The 24,612-nt window shown below is 46.4% G+C and carries 21 protein-coding genes; 14 read left to right on the top strand and 7 right to left on the bottom strand.

Translation table 11 applies throughout. The annotated features are described in order from the left end of the window. Positions 1 to 140: 140 nt before the first annotated feature. The 3 genes from RID53_RS25485 to RID53_RS25475 all read right to left on the bottom strand — a co-directional run bounded on the left by RID53_RS25485 (position 141) and on the right by RID53_RS25475 (position 2,663). A complete protein-coding gene (locus RID53_RS25485) occupies positions 141 to 983 on the bottom strand; it encodes an urease accessory protein UreD (RefSeq protein ID WP_446390754.1) in 843 nt (280 codons plus the stop codon). Positions 984 to 995: 12 nt separating this feature from the next. Continuing rightward, positions 996 to 1,808, bottom strand: coding sequence for an ion transporter (locus tag RID53_RS25480; RefSeq protein ID WP_446390753.1), 813 nt, complete (start codon positions 1,806 to 1,808; stop codon positions 996 to 998). A 168-nt stretch (positions 1,809 to 1,976) separates the two neighbouring features. Further along, the gene (locus RID53_RS25475) at positions 1,977 to 2,663 is read right to left on the bottom strand and encodes a GDSL-type esterase/lipase family protein (protein ID WP_446390752.1); all 687 of its coding nucleotides are present in this window, start codon (positions 2,661 to 2,663) and stop codon (positions 1,977 to 1,979) included. Positions 2,664 to 2,976: 313 nt separating this feature from the next. Here RID53_RS25475 and RID53_RS25470 point away from each other — a divergent pair, with 313 nt between their 5' ends. The 5 genes from RID53_RS25470 (at position 2,977) to RID53_RS25450 (ending at position 8,451) form a co-directional block, all read left to right on the top strand. Continuing rightward, the gene (locus RID53_RS25470) at positions 2,977 to 3,594 is read left to right on the top strand and encodes a Uma2 family endonuclease (RefSeq protein WP_446390835.1); all 618 of its coding nucleotides are present in this window, start codon (positions 2,977 to 2,979) and stop codon (positions 3,592 to 3,594) included. A gap of 76 nt (positions 3,595 to 3,670) precedes the next feature. Then, entirely contained in the window at positions 3,671 to 4,540 is an 870-nt protein-coding gene (ppk2, locus tag RID53_RS25465; RefSeq protein WP_446390751.1) for a polyphosphate kinase 2, read from the top strand. Positions 4,541 to 4,748: 208 nt separating this feature from the next. Then, positions 4,749 to 6,086, top strand: coding sequence for an adenylosuccinate synthase (locus RID53_RS25460; protein WP_446390750.1), 1,338 nt, complete (start codon positions 4,749 to 4,751; stop codon positions 6,084 to 6,086). A gap of 84 nt (positions 6,087 to 6,170) precedes the next feature. Further along, a complete protein-coding gene (locus tag RID53_RS25455) occupies positions 6,171 to 6,809 on the top strand; it encodes a 50S ribosomal protein L25/general stress protein Ctc (protein ID WP_446390749.1) in 639 nt (212 codons plus the stop codon). A 103-nt stretch (positions 6,810 to 6,912) separates the two neighbouring features. Continuing rightward, entirely contained in the window at positions 6,913 to 8,451 is a 1,539-nt protein-coding gene (locus tag RID53_RS25450) for a bifunctional aminoglycoside phosphotransferase/ATP-binding protein (protein WP_446390748.1), read from the top strand. A 185-nt stretch (positions 8,452 to 8,636) separates the two neighbouring features. On the opposite strand, the gene RID53_RS25445 is transcribed toward RID53_RS25450, so the two are convergent. After that, complete coding sequence (locus RID53_RS25445) at positions 8,637 to 8,804, bottom strand: metallothionein (protein WP_071777264.1); 168 nt, start codon at positions 8,802 to 8,804, stop codon at positions 8,637 to 8,639. Positions 8,805 to 8,983: 179 nt separating this feature from the next. On the opposite strand from RID53_RS25445, the gene RID53_RS25440 reads away from it, so the two are divergent. Both RID53_RS25440 and RID53_RS25435 read left to right on the top strand, forming a co-directional pair. Further along, positions 8,984 to 9,376: a hypothetical protein gene (locus RID53_RS25440; RefSeq protein WP_157453368.1), complete on the top strand. Its 393-nt coding sequence runs from the start codon at positions 8,984 to 8,986 to the stop codon at positions 9,374 to 9,376. A gap of 141 nt (positions 9,377 to 9,517) precedes the next feature. After that, positions 9,518 to 9,949 (top strand): GNAT family N-acetyltransferase, encoded by a 432-nt coding sequence (locus tag RID53_RS25435; RefSeq protein ID WP_446390747.1) that lies wholly within the window; start codon positions 9,518 to 9,520, stop codon positions 9,947 to 9,949. Positions 9,950 to 10,114: 165 nt separating this feature from the next. On the opposite strand, the gene RID53_RS25430 is transcribed toward RID53_RS25435, so the two are convergent. Together RID53_RS25430 and RID53_RS25425 are read right to left on the bottom strand one after the other, a co-directional pair. Then, positions 10,115 to 10,570, bottom strand: a complete 456-nt coding sequence (locus tag RID53_RS25430) for a DUF6036 family nucleotidyltransferase (protein ID WP_446390746.1) — start codon at positions 10,568 to 10,570, stop codon at positions 10,115 to 10,117. Further along, the gene (locus RID53_RS25425) at positions 10,524 to 10,724 is read right to left on the bottom strand and encodes a hypothetical protein (RefSeq protein WP_446390745.1); all 201 of its coding nucleotides are present in this window, start codon (positions 10,722 to 10,724) and stop codon (positions 10,524 to 10,526) included. The genes RID53_RS25430 and RID53_RS25425 overlap by 47 nt, the downstream gene beginning before the upstream one ends. Positions 10,725 to 11,122: 398 nt before the next feature. Here RID53_RS25425 and carB point away from each other — a divergent pair, with 398 nt between their 5' ends. After that, the gene (gene carB / locus RID53_RS25420) at positions 11,123 to 14,377 is read left to right on the top strand and encodes a carbamoyl-phosphate synthase large subunit (RefSeq protein WP_446390744.1); all 3,255 of its coding nucleotides are present in this window, start codon (positions 11,123 to 11,125) and stop codon (positions 14,375 to 14,377) included. A gap of 105 nt (positions 14,378 to 14,482) precedes the next feature. Here carB and RID53_RS25415 read toward each other — a convergent pair whose 3' ends face one another. Further along, positions 14,483 to 14,728, bottom strand: a complete 246-nt coding sequence (locus RID53_RS25415; protein WP_446390743.1) for a hypothetical protein — start codon at positions 14,726 to 14,728, stop codon at positions 14,483 to 14,485. 172 nt (positions 14,729 to 14,900) lie between these two features. On the opposite strand from RID53_RS25415, the gene RID53_RS25410 reads away from it, so the two are divergent. The 6 genes from RID53_RS25410 to RID53_RS25385 all read left to right on the top strand — a co-directional run bounded on the left by RID53_RS25410 (position 14,901) and on the right by RID53_RS25385 (position 24,474). Continuing rightward, positions 14,901 to 15,527 carry a GNAT family N-acetyltransferase gene (locus tag RID53_RS25410; protein ID WP_446390742.1) on the top strand — a complete coding sequence of 209 codons (627 nt, stop codon included), beginning with the start codon at positions 14,901 to 14,903 and terminating at the stop codon, positions 15,525 to 15,527. Positions 15,528 to 16,009: 482 nt separating this feature from the next. Beyond that, positions 16,010 to 17,533, top strand: a complete 1,524-nt coding sequence (locus RID53_RS25405; RefSeq protein WP_446390741.1) for a carboxypeptidase M32 — start codon at positions 16,010 to 16,012, stop codon at positions 17,531 to 17,533. Positions 17,534 to 17,739: 206 nt separating this feature from the next. Further along, entirely contained in the window at positions 17,740 to 20,160 is a 2,421-nt protein-coding gene (locus RID53_RS25400) for a sucrose synthase (RefSeq protein WP_446390740.1), read from the top strand. 640 nt (positions 20,161 to 20,800) lie between these two features. After that, complete coding sequence (locus RID53_RS25395) at positions 20,801 to 22,234, top strand: HAMP domain-containing sensor histidine kinase (protein ID WP_446390739.1); 1,434 nt, start codon at positions 20,801 to 20,803, stop codon at positions 22,232 to 22,234. Positions 22,235 to 22,896: 662 nt separating this feature from the next. Next, on the top strand, positions 22,897 to 24,189 hold the full coding sequence (locus RID53_RS25390) for a P-loop NTPase fold protein (RefSeq protein ID WP_446390738.1): 1,293 nt from the start codon (positions 22,897 to 22,899) through the stop codon (positions 24,187 to 24,189). A 132-nt stretch (positions 24,190 to 24,321) separates the two neighbouring features. After that, positions 24,322 to 24,474, top strand: a complete 153-nt coding sequence (locus tag RID53_RS25385; protein ID WP_446390737.1) for a hypothetical protein — start codon at positions 24,322 to 24,324, stop codon at positions 24,472 to 24,474. Positions 24,475 to 24,612 lie beyond the last annotated feature (138 nt).

Genomic DNA, 24,612 nt, shown 5'->3' with positions numbered 1-24,612 from the left:
GATAATTAGACAGTAGACGCGATTTAATCAGCTAAAATCAACTCTATTAAAGTTCGTACATAGTCCTCAAACTCTTACAAAGGACAAATGACCAATGACAAATGACGATCATAGCCATTAACTTTAATTTTCCCACCTACTTACAGTAGCCAAACTCGTGGCTTGGAAACCGTGCGTCCCAGATAAGTAAGACGCAGACACTGCCACACCTCTGTAAACCAATGTCGCACCTCAGTGGTTGATGAACCACGATAACGGCATAATAATCCTTGTTCCTGAGTTTGGGTCACTCCGGCTTCTCCTTGGCGTTGGTTGGCTGTCCACAAGCTTCTAGCATTATCCACGATCGCGGATGATACAGGTTGCCCGATCCAGATCAGCGTTCCGACAATTGGCTGTCCAGCTAATCCATGGGGACTATCGAGTACCGCTTCCCCTCCCGGTAACCACTGACGATCAATCCACAATGGGTGTCCTTGCTGCCAAATTTCGGTATGCGATCGCCAATCCCCTTGTAAGAACCGTTCCTTCCTAGCAGTACGCCCAAATCGGGTAATCTCCCAGGCTAACCAACTGGCGCCCGGAGCTAATTCTACCGTCATCTGCTGCTGATAAATGGCACCATTAAATACAATTGTTTGCTGAGGTAACCATTCCAAACAAGCCCCCGCCTCGACGTGGATATGAATCTGTTGTTTGGCAGCTTGTCCATTGCTGCGATAGATTTTACTCGCCGCCGCCGTGGTAATCAAGGCTTGGCTATCTTCTTGTAGGTGGATGGTTTGTGACAAGCGATCGCCACCGACAATACCCCCGGCTGTATGTAAAACTACCGTATGACAAACTCTTTGTCCTTCGGGGTAAAAAGGGCGCTGCACCTTCAGAGGGGAAGTTATGCGATCGCGCACTAAGCGGGTTTCACCTTGATCATCGGCATAAACTAACTCTAAACTGCCTTGCCATTCTGTTTTGGTATTAGACATTCAGATTGGGGATCAATGAATGGGTTTTCCACAATGAGGACAAAATTTTCCGGTTCGCTTACGTTTGAGCGGGTGTCTCACTTGAAGTTCTTCCGAGAATCCAGACGCCAATATACCAGCAGGTAAAGCAAATATACCAATTCCCAGCACCGCTAATGTCGCACCTAGTAATTTCCCGATCAGCGTGACTGGATAGACGTCACCGTAGCCTACGGTGGTTAAGGTAATCACACCCCACCACATGGACATGGGGATATTCGGGAACGCTTCCGCCTGCGCTTCATGTTCGGCAAAATAAATTAGACTAGAGGCGCAAAACAATAAGATAAATAAAACAAAAAAGGTTATAATTAATTCCTCTTTCTTTGACCGAATTACTCGTCCTAATGTTCTTAATGAAGCTGAATAACGGCTTAGTTTCAAAATTCTAAAAAATCGGAATAGTCGTAAAGATCTTAAAAATCGCAAATCGGGGAATAGGAGCGGCAGATAAAAAGGAAAAATCGCAATTAAATCGATTAGCATTAAAGGGGTGAACATGAATCTTAACCGTCCCCTGATCGAATGCTTATAGTCCGGATTTACTGTACATATCCAAACTCTTAAGATATATTCCACGGTAAATACAGCAATTGAGACCTCCTCAAAAAGGATAAAGTATTGTCTGTACTGATTCCAAATCTGATCAACTGTTTCCAAGGTAAAAGCCATCAAGTTGAGGGCAATTAATGTCCAAATAAATATATCAACTATCTGGCTAGCCGTACCCCTAATGTCCGTCCGCTCTAAGATTTGATAAATTCGCACCTTAAGTCTGTTTATCATGGCGTCTTTTGCTGAGGGATGATGCATAAAAGACTAATGCTCTATTGAATACATGGATTATTTCATTTCCTGTTCCTTGTTCTTTAATATAGCTGACCGGGATAAAATAGAGTAAGCTCAATAACCAATGACATAAGACATAAGACATAAGACATAAGACAAAATTTTTCAAAGTCGATGGAATGGTTCCCAATCTAGAACATCTTCTAACAACGCCCTGTAACCCATCACATTGGGATGAAGTCCATCTGAAGACAGTTGCTTTGTCCACCAAGATGTTCCCCGATTCATCCAGACATCAAAAATATCCAGATAAGGAATCTGGCGTCTCAGACAAGCCAGACGGGTAGCTTCTTTGTAGCGGTACTGATCAGCATGAGTATAGTAGAAGCAATCCAGAAAAGGCATCTTCGTCTCATCGACAGGAACCATCCCCACAAACAGAACCGGACATAAGCGCTGGGCTTGATCGAGTAGATTTGCCAGTTCCTGTTGAAAGCTATCAAAGTCTGTATAATTCCGCCCCGTAGGACGTCCGACACGGGCAGAATCATTCACGCCTACAGACAAGATTATGGCATCAGGGACGCGATTTCTCAGTTCCCCCCGACGGCGAAACTCATGTTCGAGACGTTCTTCGACTTGCTTGACACCATCACCTCGGACGCCCAAATTGTAGAGGACATGACCGGGACTATCGGGTAACATGTATTGGCGTCGCAGCCGTTCAACCCAGCCCCCACCTTCGGGATCACCGAATCCATAGATCAGGCTATCTCCCAAGACAACCAGTTTAAGGGGATGTCCTGGATTTCGGTGAGAGGGATGAAGGCGAGGAGCAACGATGGTTTGCATAGACAGTTGTAGTTCGTCAGGTGTTTGTTAACAAATCGATACATTTGCAGGAATTGATACAATGTTACCTTATCGGAGGCTCACGTCATACTCGCTAAATTGGGTGTGTCAGCCAAGCCGGACGTTAGCCAAAGCCCAGTTAAGATGAATGGCACTGAAAAGCGTGTATATGGGGATTGCCGAAACCCTTGATATCCCGTAGGGTGGGCTGTGCCACGCCAGCTTATGCGTCAGTACCATTCCAGTTAAGATAACGAGGATGGTTTCCTCAAGTGGGGAAATCATCCTTGAGAAACCTTTCTCCCCACAGACCATGATTCAAGCCTTACCTAAACCTGTAACATTCGATGAATTTATTGCTTGGTATCCGCAGAAGTCAGAACACCATTATGAACTTCACAATGGAGTAATTATTGAAATGCCTAAACCTACGGGAAAACATTCGCGGATAGCAGGTTTCCTTATCGCTGAACTAAACTTTGAAATCAGAAGGGCTTCATTTAATAGTTTTATTCCTAAAGAATGTGTGATTAAACCCATCCCTTATGAGTCTGGCTATGAACCGGATGTTATTGTGTTGAATTCCCAGACTATCGGAGATGATCCCCGATGGGAACGGGAATCTATTATTACTCAAGGATCTTCCGCACGTCTGGTGGTCGAGGTTGTTTCCACCAATTGGAGTGATGATTATGCGCTGAAGCTGGAAGACTACGAGGCGATGGGTATTCCTGAGTATTGGATTGTGGACTATCTGGGGTTAGGGGGGAGGCGTTACATTGGCAACCCCAAACGACCGACATTTAGTGTATACCAACTGATTGACGGTGAATACCAGGTGACTCAGTTTAGGGGAAATGACCGCATTGTTTCACCCACATTCTCGGATCTAAATTTGACGGTTCAACAGGTCTTTCAGGCTGGGGAGTGATTTTTGATACAAAAAAATATCGTATAGCGGTTTTCTATAATTTCTTTAGCTAGAGTAGCTAGAGCTATCTTAAATAATGTCCAACAAGTTAACTAACGACAAAGTGACAGATCAAACAAATTCCCTGGTCAAAGAAAAAGAAAAAGTGAAAACCGACAAAGGCAAATCCAAGAAATTGAAGAAGAAAGTTTACAAACGGGAATTGCGTCGGCTACAGGTTGAGTTAGTCAAATTACAGGAATGGATTAAACAAAAGGGATTAAAAGTCGTCGTCGTTTTTGAAGGGCGGGATGCAGCCGGAAAAGGTGGCGTGATCAAGCGGATTACAGAATGCTTGAATCCCCGTGTGTGTAAAGTGGTGGCGCTGGGTACACCCACAGAGCGAGAGAAAACTCAATGGTATTTTCAACGCTATGTGCCATATTTGCCAGCCGCCGGGGAGATGGTACTGTTTGACCGCAGTTGGTACAATCGAGCGGGTGTGGAACGAGTGATGGGGTTTTGCACGGATGACGAGTATCAGGAGTTTCTGCGATCGTGTCCAGAATTTGAATGCATGATTCAGCGATCGGGAATTATTCTGATCAAGTATTGGTTTTCCGTGAGTGACGATGAGCAAGAACGCCGTTTTCGTAGCCGCATGGAAGATCCAACCAAGCGCTGGAAACTTAGTCCGATGGATTTAGAGTCTCGCGCTCGCTGGGTGGAGTATTCTAAAGCCAAGGATGAAATGTTTGCGGCGACGGATATTAAGCAATCACCTTGGTATGTGGTGGAAGCCGATGAGAAAAAACGCGCCCGTCTCAATTGTATTTCTCACCTGTTAAGTCTGATTCCCTATAAAGATTTAACACCAGACCCGATTGAGTTACCCCCCCGACAGCCAGAATTGGAGTATCACCGTCCGCCTATGTCTACTCAAACGTTTGTCCCGGAGGTTTTCTAGGGTTTCGGTGTAGGGTGTAGGGTGTCGGGTGTCGGGTGTCGGGTGTCGGGTGTCGGGTGTCGGGTGTCGGGTGTGGGAAGATGAGGGAGGGGAGCAACGAATGACGAATGACAAATGACGAATGACGAATGACCAAATCGATTGACAGCGATCGCACCTGCTGCACATAATGGTGATTTGTGTAAACTTTAGCGCGTATAATAAACCCTTGGCTAACGTTGTTGTAATCGGTGCCCAATGGGGCGATGAAGGAAAAGGTAAAGTCACCGACTTACTAAGCAAGTCCGCAGATGTCGTCGTCCGTTACCAGGGGGGGGTCAATGCGGGACATACCGTTGTGGTTCAGGGTCAAACCTTTAAGCTGCACCTGATTCCCTCTGGGATTTTATATCCAGAAACAGAATGTATTATCGGCTCGGGGACAGTAATTGACCCCCAAGTTCTGATTGGTGAACTCGACCAACTCGAACAGTTAGGCATTTCTACCCAAAAGCTGCTAATTTCCGAAACTGCCCACGTCACCATGCCTTACCATAGGTTAATTGACCAGGCATCGGAAGAGCGACGGGGAAACCATAAAATTGGCACCACAGGTCGGGGAATTGGTCCGACTTACGCGGATAAATCAGAGCGCATCGGTATTCGGGTTGTCGATTTGATGGACTCGGATATCCTGCGAAAACAGCTTAATTGGACAATTAATTATAAAAATGCTGTTATAGAAAAACTCTATAATTTACCGCCCCTCGACCCTACTACCGTGATCGATCAGTATCTCGCCTATGCTGAACGATTACGTCCTCATGTTGTTGACTGTTCGCTCAAAATTTATGATGCGATTCAACAACGACGCAATATCTTATTTGAAGGGGCGCAAGGGACGTTACTTGACCTAGACCATGGAACCTATCCCTATGTCACCTCCTCGAACCCAGTAGCAGGTGGTGCTTGTGTGGGTGCAGGGGTAGGACCGACGATGATTGATCGGGTTATTGGTGTCGCTAAAGCCTATACAACCCGTGTCGGTGAGGGACCATTTCCTACAGAACTCCATGGCGAACAGGGACAACTATTGTGCGATCGCGGCGCGGAATTTGGGACAACAACCGGACGCCGCCGTCGCTGCGGTTGGTTTGATGCGGTCATTGGACGCTATGCGGTTCGCATCAATGGGATGGATTGTCTGGCAATCACCAAGCTTGATGTTCTTGATACCCTAGAAGAACTAAAGGTTTGTGTCGCCTACGAAATCAACGGTCAACGCTGTGAGGATTTTCCCAGCAATTCACGTCGGTTTGCTCAGTGTAAACCCATCTATAAAACTCTACCCGGTTGGCAACAATCCACCGTTCACTGTCGGACATTGGAAGATTTACCCAAGCAGGCGCTAGCTTATCTAAAATTCCTGGCAGAACTGATGGAAGTGCCGATCGCACTCGTGTCTTTAGGTGCTAGCCGTGACCAGACTATCATCGTAGAAGATCCCATCCATGGACCTAAACGAGCATTACTCGACGCTAATGGTATCCCGGTAACATCGGGATAACTTGCCTTATGTCTTATGTCATACCATAAGACGAATGATTGACAAAGAATCGCCAACACCAATACTTGAGCCAAAAGATTAGCTATGGAAGTTAAAGTTGAATGTCACAAGCGAGCCGAGGGAAGTAAGCCCAAAGCCTTACGTAGAGAGGGTTTAATCCCAGCAACACTCTATGGTCATAAGGGGGCTGAATCTGTCGCACTCACGGTTGAAGCTAAAGCCGCAGAAACCTTACTCAAGCAGGCTGATATTAATCATACCGCTGTTCAGGTCAACATTCCTGACCTGTCTTGGAAGGGAAAAGCGCTGCTGCGAGAAGTACAAACTCATCCCTGGAAACCAATCCTCTATCACCTGAGTTTTTTCTCAGTGGCAAGTCAGGATACTATCCAAATCTCCTTACCTGTAAATTTGGTGGGAACAGCGTTTGGCGTGAAGCAAGGCGGCATTTTAGAACATGTGATGACGGAACTTCAAGTTGAATGCGCTCCGGATAATATTCCAGAAGCCATTGAGGTTGATATCTCCAACTTGGATATCGGTGCCAGCTTGCATGTTCATGAAATTCTATTGCCAGCAGGTGCTACCGCGATGGATGATCCCCAACGAACTGTTGTTAATATCCTGGGTGCGCCCACGATGCCAGCTGAACCCTCTGAAGAATCTGAGGTGGATGAAGCAATGTCCTTGTTAGCGAACGGAGAAGAAGAAGAAGAAATTTAACGTTAGAGACATCGTTTTTTGAGCCAGGGAACACTAGATTATCCCTGGCTTTTTTATTATTCATCACTGGTTATAAGAGTTATTTTTGTGTAGATTAAGCGATATGTCACAACGCCCTATTTCGGATCTAATTCATCAAATGAAGCAACCGGATTTTTATCCTCATCCGGTTCAAACACCGATTGATTTGATTCAGACTCATGTGTCTTATGTATTTCTCACGGGGGATTATGCCTATAAAGTCAAGAAAGCGGTTAACTTTAGCTTTTTAGATTTTTCCACATTGGAGAAACGAGAGCATTTCTGTTGGCAAGAGTTGCAGATGAATAAACCCCAAGCACCGGAGATTTATCTGGATGTCTTGCCGATTAGTCAAAAGGGCGATCGCTTGATTCTAGGGGATGACTCTCAGACTGTAGAGTATGCCTTGAAAATGCGCCAATTCCCCCAGGATGCCTTGTTTAGCACGCGCTTCGAGCAAGGCAAATTGACGGCAACGGATATGGAGAACCTGGGACGAGTCGTGGCTCAATTCCATGGTCAAAGCCAAACCAATGACTATATCCGCAGTTTCGGTACACCTGCCAAAATTCGTGAGGCATTTGTCGAAAATTATCAGCAAACGGAAAACTATATTGGTAGGGCGCAAACCCAAGAGCAATTTCAAGAAACGAAACAATTTAGCGATCGCTTTTTTGCCCAACGAGAGGCGTTATTAGAACAGCGCCTAGACAATAACCGGATTCGGGAATGTCACGGGGATTTGCATCTGAGAAATATTTGCCTGTGGCAGGATAAGATTCAACTGTTTGATCGGATTGAATTTAATGAACCGTTCCGCTTTGTGGATGTGATGTACGATATCGCTTTTGTAGTGATGGATTTGGATGCGCGGGGGGCTAAGGAGTTGGGGAATGTGTTTCTGAATACCTATTTGGAGCAAACTGGAGATTGGCAAGGGTTACAGGTATTGCCTTTGTACTTATGTCGCCAAGCTTATGTGCGGGCGAAAGTCACCTCATTTTTATTGGATGATTCAGCGGTTCCGGAGGAGACGAAACAAGATGCGGCGAAAACAGCCGCCGACTATTATCGGTTGGCTTGGGACTACACGAAAACGAATTCCGGACAAGTTGTGATTATGTCCGGGTTATCGGGTTCGGGGAAAAGTACAGTAGCGCGACAATTGGCGCAGCAGTTGGGAGCGATTCACCTGCGATCTGATGCAGTACGGAAACATTTAGCGGGTATTCCGTTGGAGCAAAAAGGATCTGATCAACTGTATACTCCCCAGATGAACCAGAAAACATACAATCGCCTGTTGGAATTGGGCATCATGTTAGCACAGCAAGGCTTCCCGGTGATTCTTGATGCGAAGTATGATCGACAGGCATTTCGAGGGGATGCGATCACTCAAGCCCAGGCACATCAGTTACCCTTGCGGATTCTACACTGCACCGCCCCTATTGAAGTCCTACGCGATCGCCTCTCATCCCGCACTGGAGATGTATCTGATGCAACTACTGATTTACTCAGTCGCCAACAAGCCACGGCTGAACCCTTCACCGAGGCGGAACAATCCCTAGTCACGACAGTGGACACGACTCAAAATTGGCAATCTCAATTAGGGGCTGCTGAATAAGTCTTGTGGTGGGGAGAGGCAATAGGGAATAGGCTTTCTTGCAATGGTTTTAACATCTCGACTTCGCTCGATGTTGACCCTCTGTCAAAGAAGAGACAAGAACCACTCCAGACACAGCGATTCTTCTGTACCTGGAGTGGTTTCTATCTGTCCATAAGATCGGCAATCCCTGAAAATGCGCCCGATTAAGCGTGACATTCACAACCAGAATGCCCACAGCCAGCTCCGTTGGGATGACCGTTAGCGCAAGCGTCGCTACAGTAATATTTGCCGTCTTTTTGCACGGCTGAATCGGTACTCACCATGCACGCGCAGGAATCACAGGCACATTGCGTTTGAGTGGCAGTTGTCATCTTTCTCTCCACGATAGTGTTTGACTCAATATCTGAACAAGTCTTCAGATATTTTTTTTTAGCATAACACCTGAATGGTCGTTCAGATATTAAATTTCCCTTAAAAGCCTATTGATAAGTAGTCGGACAAAAGAAAACGGCTCTGTACTAAGTTTTGTAAACAAGTCTCAAACCCTTACTTGGGTAAAGCGATCGCACGTTCGTTATTTGGAATACCAGGGTTATCTGGACACACGTCAGTGCGTCGGCAAAGGGCGCACGTCAAAGGGCGCACGTCGGTGCGCCCCTACGGTTGGTTCTGGGATTTTTTTATGCCCAAGGATATAAAGATTTATCAAACCGAGGCTGACCCATCATCGGGGGACTTGTTAACCTGGTTCTATTCCCATCGCCTATACCTAATTATCATTATCATGTCCACCCATCAATCCCTCCCCAAACCTGCAAACGCGAATAAAAAATCGGATATCCAACCGATACCCGCGCAATCTCGACCCCATCCTGTTGTCGCCCAACCGAAAATTGAGTCAACCCTACATTTCGCAGATATTTCAACAGAAACGCAAGTGTAACGCACCATCCCCACATTTAACTGAACCCTTCACCGAGGCGGAACAATCCCTAGTCACGACAGTAAACACGACTCAAGACTTGAAACCACAATTAGCCGAATTTGTCAAATAATGAATAGTTATGTGACTTGCGATACTCCTATGGAATTGCGAATCGCCACAACGACCGATGCAGATGCGATCATCGGGTTCGATCACGTCGCCGCATCTGACGTTGCACGCGTCCAGTTTATTCACGAGCAAATCGAATCGTCCGCGTGTTACATCGCCGTCATCGACGCGAACGTCGTGGCCTACGCCGTCCTGAACTACAAGTTCTACGACAACGGTTGGATTGAAATGCTCTACGTCCATCCGCAATTCAGGGGTCAGGGAATCGGTTCTTCGTTGATCCGCCACTTGATCAACGAATGCCGCACACCCAAACTGTTCACATCGACGAATCAATCCAATGTCCCGATGCAGCGGCTGTTGGCAACGCTGGAATTTGCTCGAAGTGGCCTCATCGAAAACCTGGACGACGGCGATCCGGAACTGGTGTACTTCAAACGACTACGCGATAATGCCACATAACAATGGGTTGGACGAAAGTCGCTGGTGCTTAGCTAGCTGTAGGGTGCGTTAACGAAGTGTAACGCACCATCCAAACATAAAACGGTGCTCCTGCGGCACGAAAATTATGGTCAGATCATTTCTTATGGTCAGCAAAGGTTGAAACCTAAACGAACTCAATCTGCTCTATTCGTCCTGAGGAGAAGCTTCTAAATTTTCCAAATCCGCCAGATCTTGCAATCGTCCCGACGCCCGCTTATTGACGCGCAAATTTTCTAAATCAATGAAGTTCACTAATACACCCGCGAGCTCAATCTCAAGCCTTGCTGCATAACAGGTGGCAAAATCCACCCCATCCGGTGTGGTTAACAAATCAATTCGGTTTGGCGGATATCCTAACTGAATCACCTGATCGGATACCATAAAATCTTGAGGCTGTAAATCAACAGAGGCAAATCCAAATTCCTGCAACGCCTGTATCATACGATTAGCATTATCCAGCGACATCTCAATCCAAATATCAATATCTTTCGTGTAGCGAGGATAGCCATGCAGCGCCACCGCATATCCCCCAATCACCAGATAACGAACCTGATTATCGTTTAACGATTGTATAAACTCTTTGAAATCTTGGTTTAGCACCGTATTTCCAACCCACAAACTCTTGGCGAATGGACTCTAATGCCGCCAGACGCGCCGCATAGGGTTGAGTATGCCAATAGACTGCATCCGATTTAGCCGATCTCATCTCCACCTTAGTAATACGGATCTGACGCTGGTTTGATAGTGATGTCATTGAGAGACTCCAACCCGTAGAATCTAGTCGATTATAGCAATCTTAATGATCAGCCGATCAGATATTTCACAGTGCGATCGCATTAGGGTTGAAATGAAGTGTGATCGCCTGTCGGTCGAATTAAGGATAAACAGAGCGCGATCGCACAGTCAGCCCTTAGACGAGATACCATCGTAATCATCCTTTAATCCTGTGTCCCCTCTCTACTAATGCCTCAGTGCAATCAGTGCTATCAACAGTCCACCTCCCCACCCCTAACCTCCCAATAAATTCAGAGAAATCTGTGTTACCCAAACTCCCCTAAGTCATCAAATCCCAACATAACTGCCGCGACGAATTTCCCTCAAACCATATAAAATAAACAGGATTCAAGAATAGTCACGCAATCACCGACACTTATGCCTCGCCGCGACGATCTTCACAAAATCCTGATCTTGGGTTCTGGTCCCATTGTTATTGGACAAGCCTGTGAGTTTGACTACTCTGGAACTCAGGCGTGTAAAGCCCTCCAACAGGAAGGCTACGAAGTGGTACTGGTTAACTCCAATCCAGCCACGATCATGACCGACCCAGACACCGCAGACCGTACTTACATTGAACCCCTGACTCCGGAAATTGTGGAGAAGGTGATTGCCAATGAACGCCCAGACGCCCTATTGCCAACGATGGGGGGTCAGACGGGTTTGAATGTTGCCGTAACGCTGGCAAAAAACGGGGTTCTGGATAAATACGGCGTTGATCTCATTGGTGCTAAACTTGATGCCATCGAAATGGCAGAAGACCGCCAGCTTTTCAAAGACGCCATGGGACGCATTGGGATTCCAGTCTGTCCCTCCGGAATCGCCAGTAACCTGGATGAAGCCAAAGCCCTTGCCCAACGCATTGGCACTTACCCCCTGATTATTCGTCCAGCCTATACGTTAGGCGGGACAGGCGGCGGCATTGCCTATAACCAGGAAGAATACGAAGAAATGGCACAAGCGGGGTTAGATGCCTCCCCCGTATCTCAAATCATCGTAGAACAGTCGCTGCTGGGATGGAAAGAATATGAGTTAGAGGTGATGCGGGATCTCGCCGATAACGTCGTCATTATCTGTTCAATCGAGAACCTTGACCCGATGGGCGTCCACACGGGGGACTCGATTACCGTCGCCCCCGCCCAAACCCTCACTGATAAAGAATATCAGCGACTCCGGGATTACTCGATTCAAATTATCCGGGAGATTGGCGTGGAAACGGGTGGCTCAAATATTCAGTTTGCCATCAATCCAGTTTCCGGGGACGTGATTGTCATTGAAATGAACCCCCGTGTCTCCCGTAGTTCTGCCCTCGCCTCAAAAGCTACAGGGTTCCCAATCGCCAAGTTTGCAGCGAAGTTGGCGGTAGGGTACACCTTGGATGAGATTCCCAACGACATCACTCAGAAAACCCCCGCCTCCTTTGAACCCACGATTGACTATGTGGTGACCAAAATTCCCCGATTTACCTTTGAAAAATTCCCCAACGCCCAACCCGTACTCACCACCCAGATGAAGTCCGTGGGGGAAGCCATGGCAATTGGACGCACGTTCCAAGAATCCTGTCAAAAAGCCTTGCGTTCTCTGGAAATCGGACGCTACGGGTGGGGATGCGATCGCGCCGAGAAACTCCCCTCCCTGGAACAAGTCCGGTCTGGCTTACGGACTCCTAACCCTGATCGCATCTTTACCCTACGTCATGCTTTACAGTTAGGCATGACCGTGGAAGAAATTTATGAACTCACCGGGATTGACCCTTGGTTCCTGGATAAGTTTGCCGATTTACTGGAAACTGAAAAATTCATCAAGCGTACTCCCTTAAAAAACTTGACAAAAGAACAGCTTTTGTATATCAAACGCCAAGGGTATAGCGATCGCCAAATTGCCTTCGCCACGAAAACCAGCGAAGATGAGGTGCGAACCTATCGTAAGCAACTGGGGGTTGTCGCCGTTTATAAAGTCGTGGATACCTGCGCCGCCGAATTTGAAGCCCTCACCCCCTATTACTATTCCACCTACGAAGAAGAAACCGAAGTCATCCCCTCCGATAAGCGCAAGGTGATGATTCTCGGTGGGGGACCCAACCGGATTGGACAGGGAATTGAGTTTGACTACTGTTGCTGTCATGCGGCTTATGCCCTCGCCAAAGAAGGGTTTGAGACGATTATGGTCAATTCCAACCCCGAAACCGTTTCCACAGACTACGACACCAGCGATCGCCTTTACTTTGAACCCCTGACCAAAGAAGACGTTCTCAATATCATTGAAACTGAGAAGCCAGAAGGGATTATCATCCAGTTTGGCGGTCAAACTCCATTAAAACTCGCCGTTCCCCTCCAAGAGTTTTTAAACAATCCCGAAATCCCTACCTCCGCTCCCACCAAAATCTGGGGAACTTCTCCCGACTCCATTGATATTGCCGAAGATCGGGAACGCTTTGAACAAATCCTGCGCCAACTGGATATCAAACAGCCTCCCAACGGCATCGCCCGCAGTTATGAGGAGGCGTTGGACATTGCTAAGCGCATCGGTTACCCGGTGGTAGTGCGCCCCTCCTACGTCCTGGGTGGACGGGCAATGGAAATTGTCTATTCTGACCTAGAGTTGGAACGGTATATGACTTTTGCGGTGCAAGTTGAACCGGAACACCCGATTCTGATTGATAAATTCTTGGAAAATGCCATTGAAGTTGATGTGGATGCGATCGCGGATCATACCGGGCGCGTGGTGATTGGTGGCATCATGGAACATATCGAACAAGCCGGGATTCACTCTGGCGACTCAGCATGTTCGGTTCCGTTTATTTCCCTGAGTCCCACAGCAATGGAAACGATTCGCACCAGTACCCATCAATTAGCCACAAAGTTGAAAGTCATCGGCTTGATGAATATCCAGTTTGCGGTGCAAGGGGAAACCGTTTACATCCTGGAAGCCAACCCGAGGGCGTCGCGTACTGTTCCTTATGTCTCCAAAGCCACCGGTGTCCCTCTAGCGGCTTTGGCGTCCCGGATCATGGCAGGAGAAACCCTAGAAGCCCTGGGTTTAACTCGCGAACCTCAACTCCAGCACATTGCCGTAAAAGAAGCCGTCTTGCCCTTTGATAAATTCCCCGGTACCGATGTCATCCTCGGACCAGAAATGCGGTCTACTGGTGAAGTGATGGGGATTGATACAGACTTTGGTAAGGCATTTGCCAAGGCAGAATTAGCCGCCGGTCAGCGTTTACCCCTTTCAGGTACTGTTTTTGTCTCCACCAATAACCGGGATAAAGCCAATGTTGTCCCGGTGGTGCGAGACTTGATGGACTTGGGCTTTACTGTCATTGCCACGGAAGGGACACGCCAAGCCCTTAAGGATCAAGGCTTGCAGGTTGATTTAATCCTGAAACTGCATCAAGGGCGTCCCCATGTCTTGGATGCGATTAAAAATAAGCAGATCCAGTTGATTATTAATACCCCAACCGGAGAAGATGCCCAAGCCGATGGTCGGTTAATTCGGCGCACCGCACTGACTTACAAAATCCCACTTGTTACCACGATTGCGGGGGCGAAGGCAACAGCCGGGGCAATTCGTTCCTTGAAGTCTCAGCCTTTAGATGTGAAAGCGTTGCAAGACTACATTTACGAGACTCAGTAAGCAGTGATCGGCATCAACAATGTCCGGTGACCAATGAACCGTTATCGGGCGTTGCGGATCACAAAATAACTGCCTAAAGTTCAATCCGGGTTTGACTGCCATTGCCTAAATGCCAGCAAATCCAATGGACTTTGGGCGAAAACAGGGATTGGGTTCAGGGAGAATGTATTTGTATATACTTAAAAAAAAAGAATCTCCTGATAAATTCTTAAATAAATACGAATTGACCTGAGTTAAAATTACACTGGAAGAAAAATAGACGTAAAATTGGGGTAAGTTGGGTTGTAGAGAGTCAGTGATGGGTAAACTCGCGTTGTCTGAACCGACAGCATCGGTATCCTGTACTGCCATTTCCTGATAGTGATATCAACTCGGTGTGGAAAATGTGACCTCGGCAACAAACAGCAGGAGCAATCCTTAATCATAATCATTCCACCGTAGAATACAGTGTAAGTCATAAACTGCTGCCCCATCGGTCAAATCGCCCAACGTTAATGAATAGTTAAGCAGATTGTGAATTGCGATGGCTGTATCGGTTTCTCAGGCGGCAACATGTCCCAACAGCACTCAAATTCCGGTGTCTTTGAACTCTCCTCCCATAACACCTATTCCGGATACTCTGGTGATCACCTATCTCCAGATGACTGATCCAACTCAATTCCGTCCGGCGTATCTCAACTACCCGGATGGGATAAAAATGATGTGTATGGATACGCCTGATGTTGCCTTCTATCGTTTCCTGTACAGTACCGTAGGCAAACCCTGGCGTTGGCGCGATCGCTTATCCTACTCGGATGAAGAACTGCAAGAGATTCTCACCGCTTCGGAAACCAGTATTCATGTTCTCTATGTCAATGGAGCGCCCGCCGGATACATTGAGTTGGTCAAGCGTCGAGAGGGACCGTCGGGTCGGTTCTACTCGACAGAAATTGTCTACTTTGGGTTGCGCGAAAACTATCTTGGGCGGGGGTTAGGCAAGCATTTACTCAGCCATGGGATTGCTTACGCTTGGAACAAAGGCACACAACGCCTCTGGATTCATACCAGCAATCTGGATAGCCCCTACGCCCTGGATAATTGCATTAAACGGGGCTTTAAGATTTATCGGATTGAGAAAGAACCTATGCCTGAATTGTATCGGGAACCCTAAGGGGAGATGGGGGAGCTGGGGGAGCTGGGGGAGCTGGGAGACAAAATTTCTATAACCCATTACCCTATTGCCTATTGCCTATTGCCTATTCCCTGGCGCGTAGCGCTACATTGTCTTCACTTCATAGAACTACAGCATCAGCGACCAATGCGGAAGTCGCAGAGAAATGGCACAATATTGGTCTGTCGATCAGCAAAAGTCTTAAGCGTAATGGATTAAGGTAGAGAGATAGTTTAATCATTCTCCACCGGATCAGGGTCAACCATTTCCAACGCTATCACTCAACGAATGTATCCATTGCCGTTAAGTTACCGTAGTTAAGCACGAGAGTCAGTGTGAGAGCCTAGAGTTCAGCCTAGCTGTTCGTTCCCTGCCAGTTAGGGATGATTCTCCTTTTCGATTGTCAGGTGTACATTTACTAATCTGGGAAACATTTCCAACAATGTCTCCTAAAGCCAATACTACAGCATCACCCACCGACTATGCAGACTATCGAAAAGACAGAAACCAAACTCCTAGAGCTGAAAACCCGCCTGAGTGAGATTAATGATATCGAAGCCGCCGCGTCTTTGTTGTATTGGGATCAGGCAACCTATATGCCGCCCAAAGGCGCAGCCGCTCGCGGACGACAGTTAGCAACGTTGCAACAAATTTCTCATAGCAAATTTACTGATCCAGCCATGGGTGAGCTTCTAGAGGACTTACGCTCCCTAGAAGCCAGTTTGCCCTACGACTCGGATGAAGCCAGTTTAGTGCGGGTTACCCGTCGCAAATATGAGCGGGCAGCGCGGGTTCCCGCCACGTTTATGGCAAAGTTTTCTCGCCATCGCACCGATACGTATGGGGCGTGGGTGGCGGCGCGGCCAGAAAATAATTTTGCGGCTGTTGAACCCTATCTGGAAAAAACCCTGGAGTTGAGCCGGGAATTGGCGAACTTTTTCCCTGGATATGACCATATTGCTGATCCGTTAATTGATTTTGCCGATTATGGGATGCAAGCTGGCTTTTTGCGATCGCTGTTTGCCCAGTTGCGAGACGAATTAGTGCCGATTGTGGAAGCGATTACCGCTCAACCGATGACGGATGATCGGTGTTTGCATCAGTATTATCCGGCTCAAGATCAGTTAGCCTTTACCTTAAAAATCATTGAGCAGTTGGGGTATGATTTCCAACGGGGACGACAAGATCAAACCCATCACCCCTTTATGATTAACTTCTCTACAGAGGATGTCCGAATTACCACTCGCGTCTACGACAATGACTTAGGACAGGCGCTGTTTAGTAGTATTCATGAAATGGGTCATGGGTTGTATGAACAAGGGATTAGCCCAACCTTGGAAGGAACGCCCTTAGCGGGTGGGACTTCAGCGGGTATTCATGAAAGCCAATCTCGGCTGTGGGAAAATATCGTCGGGCGCAGTCGCGGCTTTTGGCAATTCTTCTATCCCCAACTCCAAGCCGCGTTTCCCCATCAGCTTAAGGATGTTCCCTTAGAGACATTCTACCGAGCTATCAACAAAGTCGTGCGATCGCTCATTCGCACAGATGCAGATGAGGTGACGTACAACCTCCATGTGATGATTCGCTTTGACTTAGAACTGGACTTGCTAGAAGGGAAATTAGCCGTCCGAGACTTACCGGAAGCCTGGAGAGAACGGTATCGGTCTGATTTAGGCATTGTCCCCGAAACGGATATGGATGGCGTTCTGCAAGATGTTCACTGGTATACCAGTCAAATTGGGGGCATGTTCCAATGCTACACCCTGGGCAACTTGATGAGCAGCCAATTTTTTGAAGCCGCCTTAGCCGCTCATCCAGAAATCTTAGCTAACATTGAGCAAGGACAATTCAGTACCTTGCATAATTGGTTAAGAGAAAACATATACCAACACGGTTGCAAGTACACAGCGGCTGAATTAATCAAGGGCGTCACGGGTGCAGATTTGCACATCGCCCCATTCATCCGTTATATCCGGCAAAAGTATGGGCAGCTTTACGATTTGTAAAGATTGCTTGCTTTTTTCTGGGTGGCTCAACCGTATAAAGCACTCGTGCAGCAAGGTGTTTATTCACTGACCTGTTCAATTACCCCTGTTACCCCGCGCCCGAAAAAAAGTGGTTACTCTGCTGTTACCGCTTTGGAGTAGGGCGTTTTTCCGGAGTCATATCTCCCGACGTCTATCCTGTTTGAATTTCTGCTTGGGACATTGTAATGCTCAATTTAATCCAGAATGTACTCGATTGTGAAGAACGCAATGATTTACGTCAATTTGCTAGCCAATTAAAACAATCTGGTCCACGGTATCTACTGCGAAACGATATTCTGTCTGACTTTAGTAAATACTGCGCTGACCAACAAAAACCGGACTATTTTTATCATTCCTCGAATCTAGGACGACTGATTTATTACACCCAGGAAATTATCCTCGATGAAGAAAGTCTTTATCTAATCATCCGACCCAAGATTGCCGAACAAGAAGCGTTTCAAATTCTAGAAGACTTAACCGTTGAGCCGATCGCGATTCAACAACTGCTCGATGTGCGCGATCGCTTTGTCAATCATTATCGTCCCAATGAAGGGGATGTCCTGGAACTGGATTTTAAACCCTTTTATGATTATAGTCCGATTATTCGGGACTCGAAAAACATTGGTAAGGGAGTTCAGTTCCTGAATCGCTTCCTATCCAGTAAACTGTTTCAAGATCCGCGCCAATGGCAAGAATCGTTATTTAATTTCCTCAGTCTCCATGAAGTACAAGGGACTCAACTGCTAATTAACGGGCGGATTAAAAGCCAACAGCAGCTTTCTGATCAGGTAAAATTAGCCCTGGGATTTGTTAGCGATCGCGCCGAGAATGAACCTTATGAAAGTTTTCGTTTCAAGCTGCAAGACATGGGGTTTGAAGCAGGTTGGGGGAATACCGCCAGTCGCGTCCGAGAAACCCTAGAAATCCTGGATGAACTGATTGATTCTCCCGATCACCAGGGATTAGAAGAATTTCTGTCCCGTATCCCGATGATTTTCCGGATTGTCTTAGTTTCAATTCATGGGTGGTTTGGACAAGAAGGCGTTTTAGGGCGTCCCGATACCGGGGGTCAAGTGGTTTATGTCCTGGATCAGGCTCGGAGTTTGGAAAAGCAACTGCAAGAAGATATTAAACTGGCTGGGTTAGAGTTGCTAAATGTCAAGCCCAAAGTTATTATCTTATCCCGGTTAATTCCCAACAATGATGGCACACGCTGCAACGAACGCCTAGAAAAAGTTCATGGCACGGATAATGCTTGGATCTTGCGGGTTCCCTTCCGAGAATTTAATCCCAACTATACCCAGAACTGGATTTCTCGGTTTGAAATTTGGCCCTATCTGGAAACGTATGCAATTGATGCGGAAAAAGAACTCCGGGCAGAATTTCAAGGGGTTCCTGATTTCATTGTTGGCAACTATTCAGACGGCAATTTGGTGGCATTTCTCCTGTCTCGCCGCATGGATGTAACCCAGTGTATTGTCGCTCACGCCTTGGAAAAGTCTAAATACCTATTCAGTAATCTCTACTGGCAGGAATTAGAAGACCAATATCATTTCTCGATTCAATTTACGGCTGATTTGATTGCCATGAATGCGGCAAACTTTATTATCAGCAGTACCTATCAAGAGATTGTCGGTAAGCCGGATAGTGTGGGTCAGTATGAATCCTACCAGAATTTTACCATGCCGGATTTGTATCATGTGGTGAATGGAATTGAGTTATTTTCACCTAAGTTTAATGTGGTGCCGCCGGGAGTGAATGAACAGGTTTACTTCCCGTATACTCGGAGTCAGGATCGGGTGCCTCGCGATTGTGAACGGTTAGAGGAGTTACTGTTTACTTTAGATGATCCGTCTCAAGTCTATGGTAAGTTAGATGATCCGACAAAGCGTCCTCTCTTCTCAATAGCGCGTCTTGACCGGATTAAAAATCTCACCGGGTTAACGGAGTGTTTTGGTAAGAGTAAAGCGTTACAAGAGCAGTGTAACCTGATTTTCGTCGCCGGGAAATTACGCACGGAAGACTCGACAGATAACGAAGAACGGGATGAAATTGTTAAACTCTATCGTCTGATCGACGAGTACAATTTACATGGGAAAATTCGCTGGTTAGGCGTGCGCTTACCGAAGCGGGATTCCGGGGAAATCTATCGCGTGATTGCGGATCACCGAGGAATTTTTGTTCAACCTGCACTGTTTGAAGCGTTTGGTTTGACGATTTTAGAAGCGATGATTTCCGGGTTACCAACGTTTGGCACCCAGTTTGGGGGTCCGTTGGAGATTATTCAGGATAAGGTGAATGGGTTCTTAATTAACCCCACGAATCTGGAAGAGACGGCTGAGAAGATTTTGGATTTTCTCTCTAAATGTGAACAAAATCCCGATTATTGGTTAGAGATTTCCAATCAGGGAATGGAACGGGTGTACAGTACTTATACCTGGAAGATTCACACCAGCCGCCTGTTATCCTTGGCGCGGATTTATGGGTTTTGGAATTACACCTCGAAAGAAAAACGGGAGGATTTGTTGCGGTATATTGAGTCATTGTTCTATCTCATTTATAAGCCTCGCGCCCAACAGTTGTTAGAAGAACATCTGAAGCGTTGATTGTTTGGCGAGGATCGACAGATAAGCCTTAATGTAGGGGCGGGTTTAGGAACAAAAATAATAGTGAAACCCATAACCTTTCGACCAAAACCCGCCCTGTCTCCTCCTGTCACTTTAGCGCGATCGCGGTGTAAAACATATCGGGTTAGGGATTAATTGTAGGTGGGGAATAGGGCGGGTTTCGTTGTTGGGTTTGAGGTGGGTTTCCCGATTGAATCCCTAAACCCGCCCCTACCGATGTGGAATGTTAATATCGGCAAGGTAAGGTGACGCGCCGGAAAATCGGGTCTATTTTCCGATCCAATTTCGATTTTCGGTTCTATTGATAAATAGAATATTGATAAATAAGATGGAATGTAGGGGCGGGTTTAGGAACAAAATTAATAGTGAAACCGATAATATTTCGACCAAAACCCGCCCTGTCTCATCCTGTCACTGTTCCCCGTTCCCGGTTCCCTATTCCCCAACATAACGAATAAAACTCATCTATCTATCAGGAAAAAATCATCTTTATTTAATGATCATCGGATTAACTGAAAGTAAACCCAGTTTCCCCGATGCATCCCTTTTGAAGAGAAATAGCCAAAGCTCAACTCTCAAATGGGATGTATTTAACCATGATAGTTCGATCAACACTCCGATGAAATTTTCCAGCCGTCTATTCAAATTCTTATGTCAAGCCTTACCCAAATTTGACCTTTTTTCACTCCAGGTGCGATTAACGGTAGGCATTGCAGCAGTGTCGATTACGGGATTAAGTGCTGTTGCCATCTGGACGAGTTGGTACATGCAGCAAATCCTGATTAAAGCCCAAAAACATCATATTCAATATCTTAGCGATCGCTTCCCCGATGATGTAGAACTTTATAGTGAGATTATGTCCCTAGAAACAGGGATGCAAAAGGCGATTGAAAACTTAACTACGGGGGATACGCTGTTATGGGTGCGTCGTTCTGATGGCTCAATTCCGGCTCAATCCTCAGCCTTACAGCTTAATCCCACCAATAATTTATTATCCTCAAAGATACCCCTAATTCCTAAACTCTATCGGGTGAACGGACGGTATTGGATCGCGTGTGGTACTCCCTTACAGGTGCAGGGTGAACGGTTGGGTAAGATTTATGTGGCAAAGGATATTACCAGCGAACAAACCATGTTTTTGAGTTTGATTCGCACCTTGGGTATTGCCAGCTTGCTCTCCATTACCGTCATGATTGTGGTCATTTCCTTTTATATTAAGCGATCGCTACAACCGTTATGTCAGATGAGTCAACTCACCCAAACCATTTCCGCTGACGATTTAGGACAAGCGCGGCTGCATCTGGATAAAGCGCCGAGTGAGGTGAAAGAATTAGCGCAAACGTTTGATAATATGTTAAACCGCCTGTTTGAGGCGTGGGAACAACAGCGGCAATTTGTCAGTAATGTTTCCCATGAATTGCGAACGCCGTTGACGATTGTTTCTGGCTATCTGCAAAGTACATTACGGCGCGGGAAAAACTTAACCCCACCTCAGCAGGAAGCCTTAGGAATTGCCGCCTCAGAAGCCGATCGCACGGTGCAACTGTTACAAGATTTATTAGACTTAGCCCGGGTTGATCATGGCAGAATGCATTTTAATTTAGAACCGTTTGTGCTGAATGATTTGGTGGCTGAAGTCGTAGAGATGGCGGCACAATATAGTAATCGAGTGATTCATCGTGATAGCACAAGTGACGTGATTGAAGTGTTAGCCGATCGCGATCGCCTTAAGCAAGTGTTGCTGAATTTAATTGACAATGCGGTAAAATATTCTAATCCCGATCAACCGGTTACCGTAACCTTAGACCAAGCGGGGGAACAAGTCAGGATTCAGGTGTGCGATCGCGGACAAGGTATCCCCTTAGCGCAGCAATCTCGTATCTTTGAGAGATTTTATCGCGGGGATGAGAATCGCGCCCGTTCGCCTGGAGGGACAGGTTTAGGCTTATCGATTGTGAAGACTTTGGTAGAAGGAATGGGGGGTCAAGTTAGCGTGCGATCGCAACTGAGTCAAGGGAGTGTGTTTACAGTATTATTGCCTGCACCAACTTAATATAGGTGGGGATAATTAAAGTTAACGGTGGAGATCGTCATTCGTCATTTGTAAGGGTTTGATGGTTGTTTGTATAACTTAATTAGTTGCGTAGGGTGGGTTAGGCAGGACTTAAATTCAGGCGATAATGATTAATGAACTATCCGCCGTAACCCACCGATAAGCTGTCATGCATTGAAATTGGGAATGGGTAGCGAGCAAGATGCAAAGCCTGCGGCATGGCTTCGCTAAACGCACTACGGCAATGATTTTGCCATTATTGACATTAAGGTTTAAATGCCGAATAGCTTATTAATCGGGTTCGTTCGTAACATTTTATAAAGGGCGCAAGCCTTTGCGCCCCTACGAACGGCATATATTATTTAAATAAACGCGACGTTGATGTCCAATTCTCCACTGGTGTAAACTCTACCTAATACAGTTTTTTCCTGTAAATGGTCAAAGGTGAATAAGGTTATGGTTCAACGAATAAGTAGTCAGACAAAAGAAAGCGGCACGCTCTGACAAGTGCAAGTAAATCACCCTCAAACCCTTACTGTTCCCTGTGACACACCGAGCGTGTTACCGAGCGTGTTACCGAGCGTGTTACCGAGCGAAACCGAGGTATTCCCTATTCCCTGATCTCAACCGTTAACTTTAATTGTGTCCACCCACTTAAATTCATGGATATCGCGCAGTTCTATCAAGCCTGTAACCCAAGTCCCCTGAAATTTGCCAATCCCCAGGATCAGAAGTATTATATCGATTTTTCCTCGGTGCGTGGCGGTAATACGATTAAGGAGATCGGTAGAACTATTACTCGACTATCTCCCAATAAACCAACCTGCCAATTATTTACCGGACATATCGGTTGTGGCAAGTCTACGGAATTGCAGCAACTCAAGCTGGGATTAGAGAAACAGGGCTGTCATGTTGTGTATTTTGAGTCTAGCCACGTCTTAGAAATGGCAGACGTTGACGTGACAGATATCCTACTCGCGATCGCGCGATCGGTGGCAGAAAGTTTGGAAGCGGTTAAAATCAAACTACAACCCGCCTATTTTGTCAACCTGTTTCGCGAGATGGGCGATTTCTTGCAAACCCCCATCGAGTTATCCGAAGCCAAGTTTTCCCTACCTGGGGGAATTGCTGAAATTACCACCAAGATGAAAGACAGCCCCCGGCTGCGTTCTCAGTTACGCCAGTATTTAGAACCGCGCACCAATGGGATTTTAAAGGCAATTAATCAGGAACTCTTAACACCTGCTACGGAGAAACTGAAGCGAATTGGCAAAAAAGGATTAGTGGTAATTATCGATAATCTTGACCGCTTGGATAACACGATTAAACCCACAGGTGAGCTTCAGCCTGTTTACCTATTTGTAGACCGAGGCGAACAATTAAAACAACTGAATTGTCACGTTGTTTATACCATTCCCTTATTCTTGATTTTTTCCAATGCTTTGGGACGATTAACCAATCGATTTGGCGTTGATCCCAAAATATTACCCATGGTTCCCGTGCAATTGCGCCAAGGAGGTGAATGTCAAGAAGGGATAGCGCTGCTGCAACAAATGGTATTAGCGAGGGCGTTTCCAGATATGAATCCGGTTCAGCGCCTAGATTCGATATCAGAACTCTTTGATCATCCCGATACGTTAAAACGATTGTGTCAAATCAGTGGTGGACACGCACGGCAATTACTCATGCTAATCAACCGATGTCTTGAGCGAGATGATCCACCCTTTTCACGAGATTGTCTTGAAGATATTATTCGGTTTCGGCGAAATGAATTAACCTTAGCCATTACCGAGGATGAGTGGATCTATTTGCGGGAGGTAGCGCAGCAGAAAAGTTTAAGAGGAGAAGAGAAATATCAAATTTTGATTCGCGATATGTTCGTCTTTGAATATCGAGATTCTCAGGGGTCTTGGTTTGACATTAATCCCATGTTGGCGGAAGCCGCAGAATTGTAGAGTTCAATGATGTTATTTAAGCTCAACCCCTCACCCCCAGCCCCTCTCCCACCCTTGGGGAGAGGGGAGCAAGAAACAAGTAATTGTAGTAATTGTAGGGTGCGTTAGCGAAGCGTAACGCACCAAATAATCTTGGACTATAATCCGGTAAAACATGGATTGTGTTCTGTTCTCCAGGAGTGGGAATTTTCTAGTCTTCATCGGTTGATGGCACAGGGGATTTATTCGCAAAATTGGGGGGTGAGTGAAGTTCCTGATTTGCCTGGGGGAATTTGGGATGAGTAGCGGATGCGGTGCGTTGAGGATTGGGTAGGATGCGGTGCGTTTTAGATTGGGTAGAATTCGGTGCGTTACGCTTTCGCTAACGCACCCTACGAAATTGACGGAATTTAGGGATTAAGATGAAGATTAGAGAATTTACGC

The organism is Coleofasciculus sp. B1-GNL1-01, from assembly GCF_040220235.1.
GTDB lineage: Bacteria > Cyanobacteriota > Cyanobacteriia > Cyanobacteriales > Coleofasciculaceae > Coleofasciculus.
The sequence above is the reverse complement of the archived record's forward strand: the minus strand, read 5'-3'. Positions and strand labels throughout refer to the sequence as shown.

Excerpts from the sequence above, each read along its gene's own strand:
- RID53_RS25485 (WP_446390754.1), bottom strand. The coding sequence starts at position 983 with ATGTCTAATACCAAAACAGAATGGCAAGGCAGTTTAGAGTTAGTTTAT.
- RID53_RS25480 (WP_446390753.1), bottom strand. The coding sequence starts at position 1,808 with ATGATAAACAGACTTAAGGTGCGAATTTATCAAATCTTAGAGCGGACG.
- RID53_RS25475 (WP_446390752.1), bottom strand. The coding sequence starts at position 2,663 with ATGCAAACCATCGTTGCTCCTCGCCTTCATCCCTCTCACCGAAATCCA.
- RID53_RS25470 (WP_446390835.1), top strand. The coding sequence starts at position 2,977 with ATGATTCAAGCCTTACCTAAACCTGTAACATTCGATGAATTTATTGCT.
- ppk2 (WP_446390751.1), top strand. The coding sequence starts at position 3,671 with ATGTCCAACAAGTTAACTAACGACAAAGTGACAGATCAAACAAATTCC.
- RID53_RS25455 (WP_446390749.1), top strand. The coding sequence starts at position 6,171 with ATGGAAGTTAAAGTTGAATGTCACAAGCGAGCCGAGGGAAGTAAGCCC.
- RID53_RS25450 (WP_446390748.1), top strand. The coding sequence starts at position 6,913 with ATGTCACAACGCCCTATTTCGGATCTAATTCATCAAATGAAGCAACCG.
- RID53_RS25445 (WP_071777264.1), bottom strand. The coding sequence starts at position 8,804 with ATGACAACTGCCACTCAAACGCAATGTGCCTGTGATTCCTGCGCGTGC.
- RID53_RS25435 (WP_446390747.1), top strand. The coding sequence starts at position 9,518 with ATGGAATTGCGAATCGCCACAACGACCGATGCAGATGCGATCATCGGG.
- RID53_RS25425 (WP_446390745.1), bottom strand. The coding sequence starts at position 10,724 with ATGACATCACTATCAAACCAGCGTCAGATCCGTATTACTAAGGTGGAG.
- carB (WP_446390744.1), top strand. The coding sequence starts at position 11,123 with ATGCCTCGCCGCGACGATCTTCACAAAATCCTGATCTTGGGTTCTGGT.
- RID53_RS25415 (WP_446390743.1), bottom strand. The coding sequence starts at position 14,728 with ATGGCAGTACAGGATACCGATGCTGTCGGTTCAGACAACGCGAGTTTA.
- RID53_RS25410 (WP_446390742.1), top strand. The coding sequence starts at position 14,901 with ATGGCTGTATCGGTTTCTCAGGCGGCAACATGTCCCAACAGCACTCAA.
- RID53_RS25405 (WP_446390741.1), top strand. The coding sequence starts at position 16,010 with ATGCAGACTATCGAAAAGACAGAAACCAAACTCCTAGAGCTGAAAACC.
- RID53_RS25400 (WP_446390740.1), top strand. The coding sequence starts at position 17,740 with ATGCTCAATTTAATCCAGAATGTACTCGATTGTGAAGAACGCAATGAT.
- RID53_RS25395 (WP_446390739.1), top strand. The coding sequence starts at position 20,801 with ATGAAATTTTCCAGCCGTCTATTCAAATTCTTATGTCAAGCCTTACCC.
- RID53_RS25390 (WP_446390738.1), top strand. The coding sequence starts at position 22,897 with ATGGATATCGCGCAGTTCTATCAAGCCTGTAACCCAAGTCCCCTGAAA.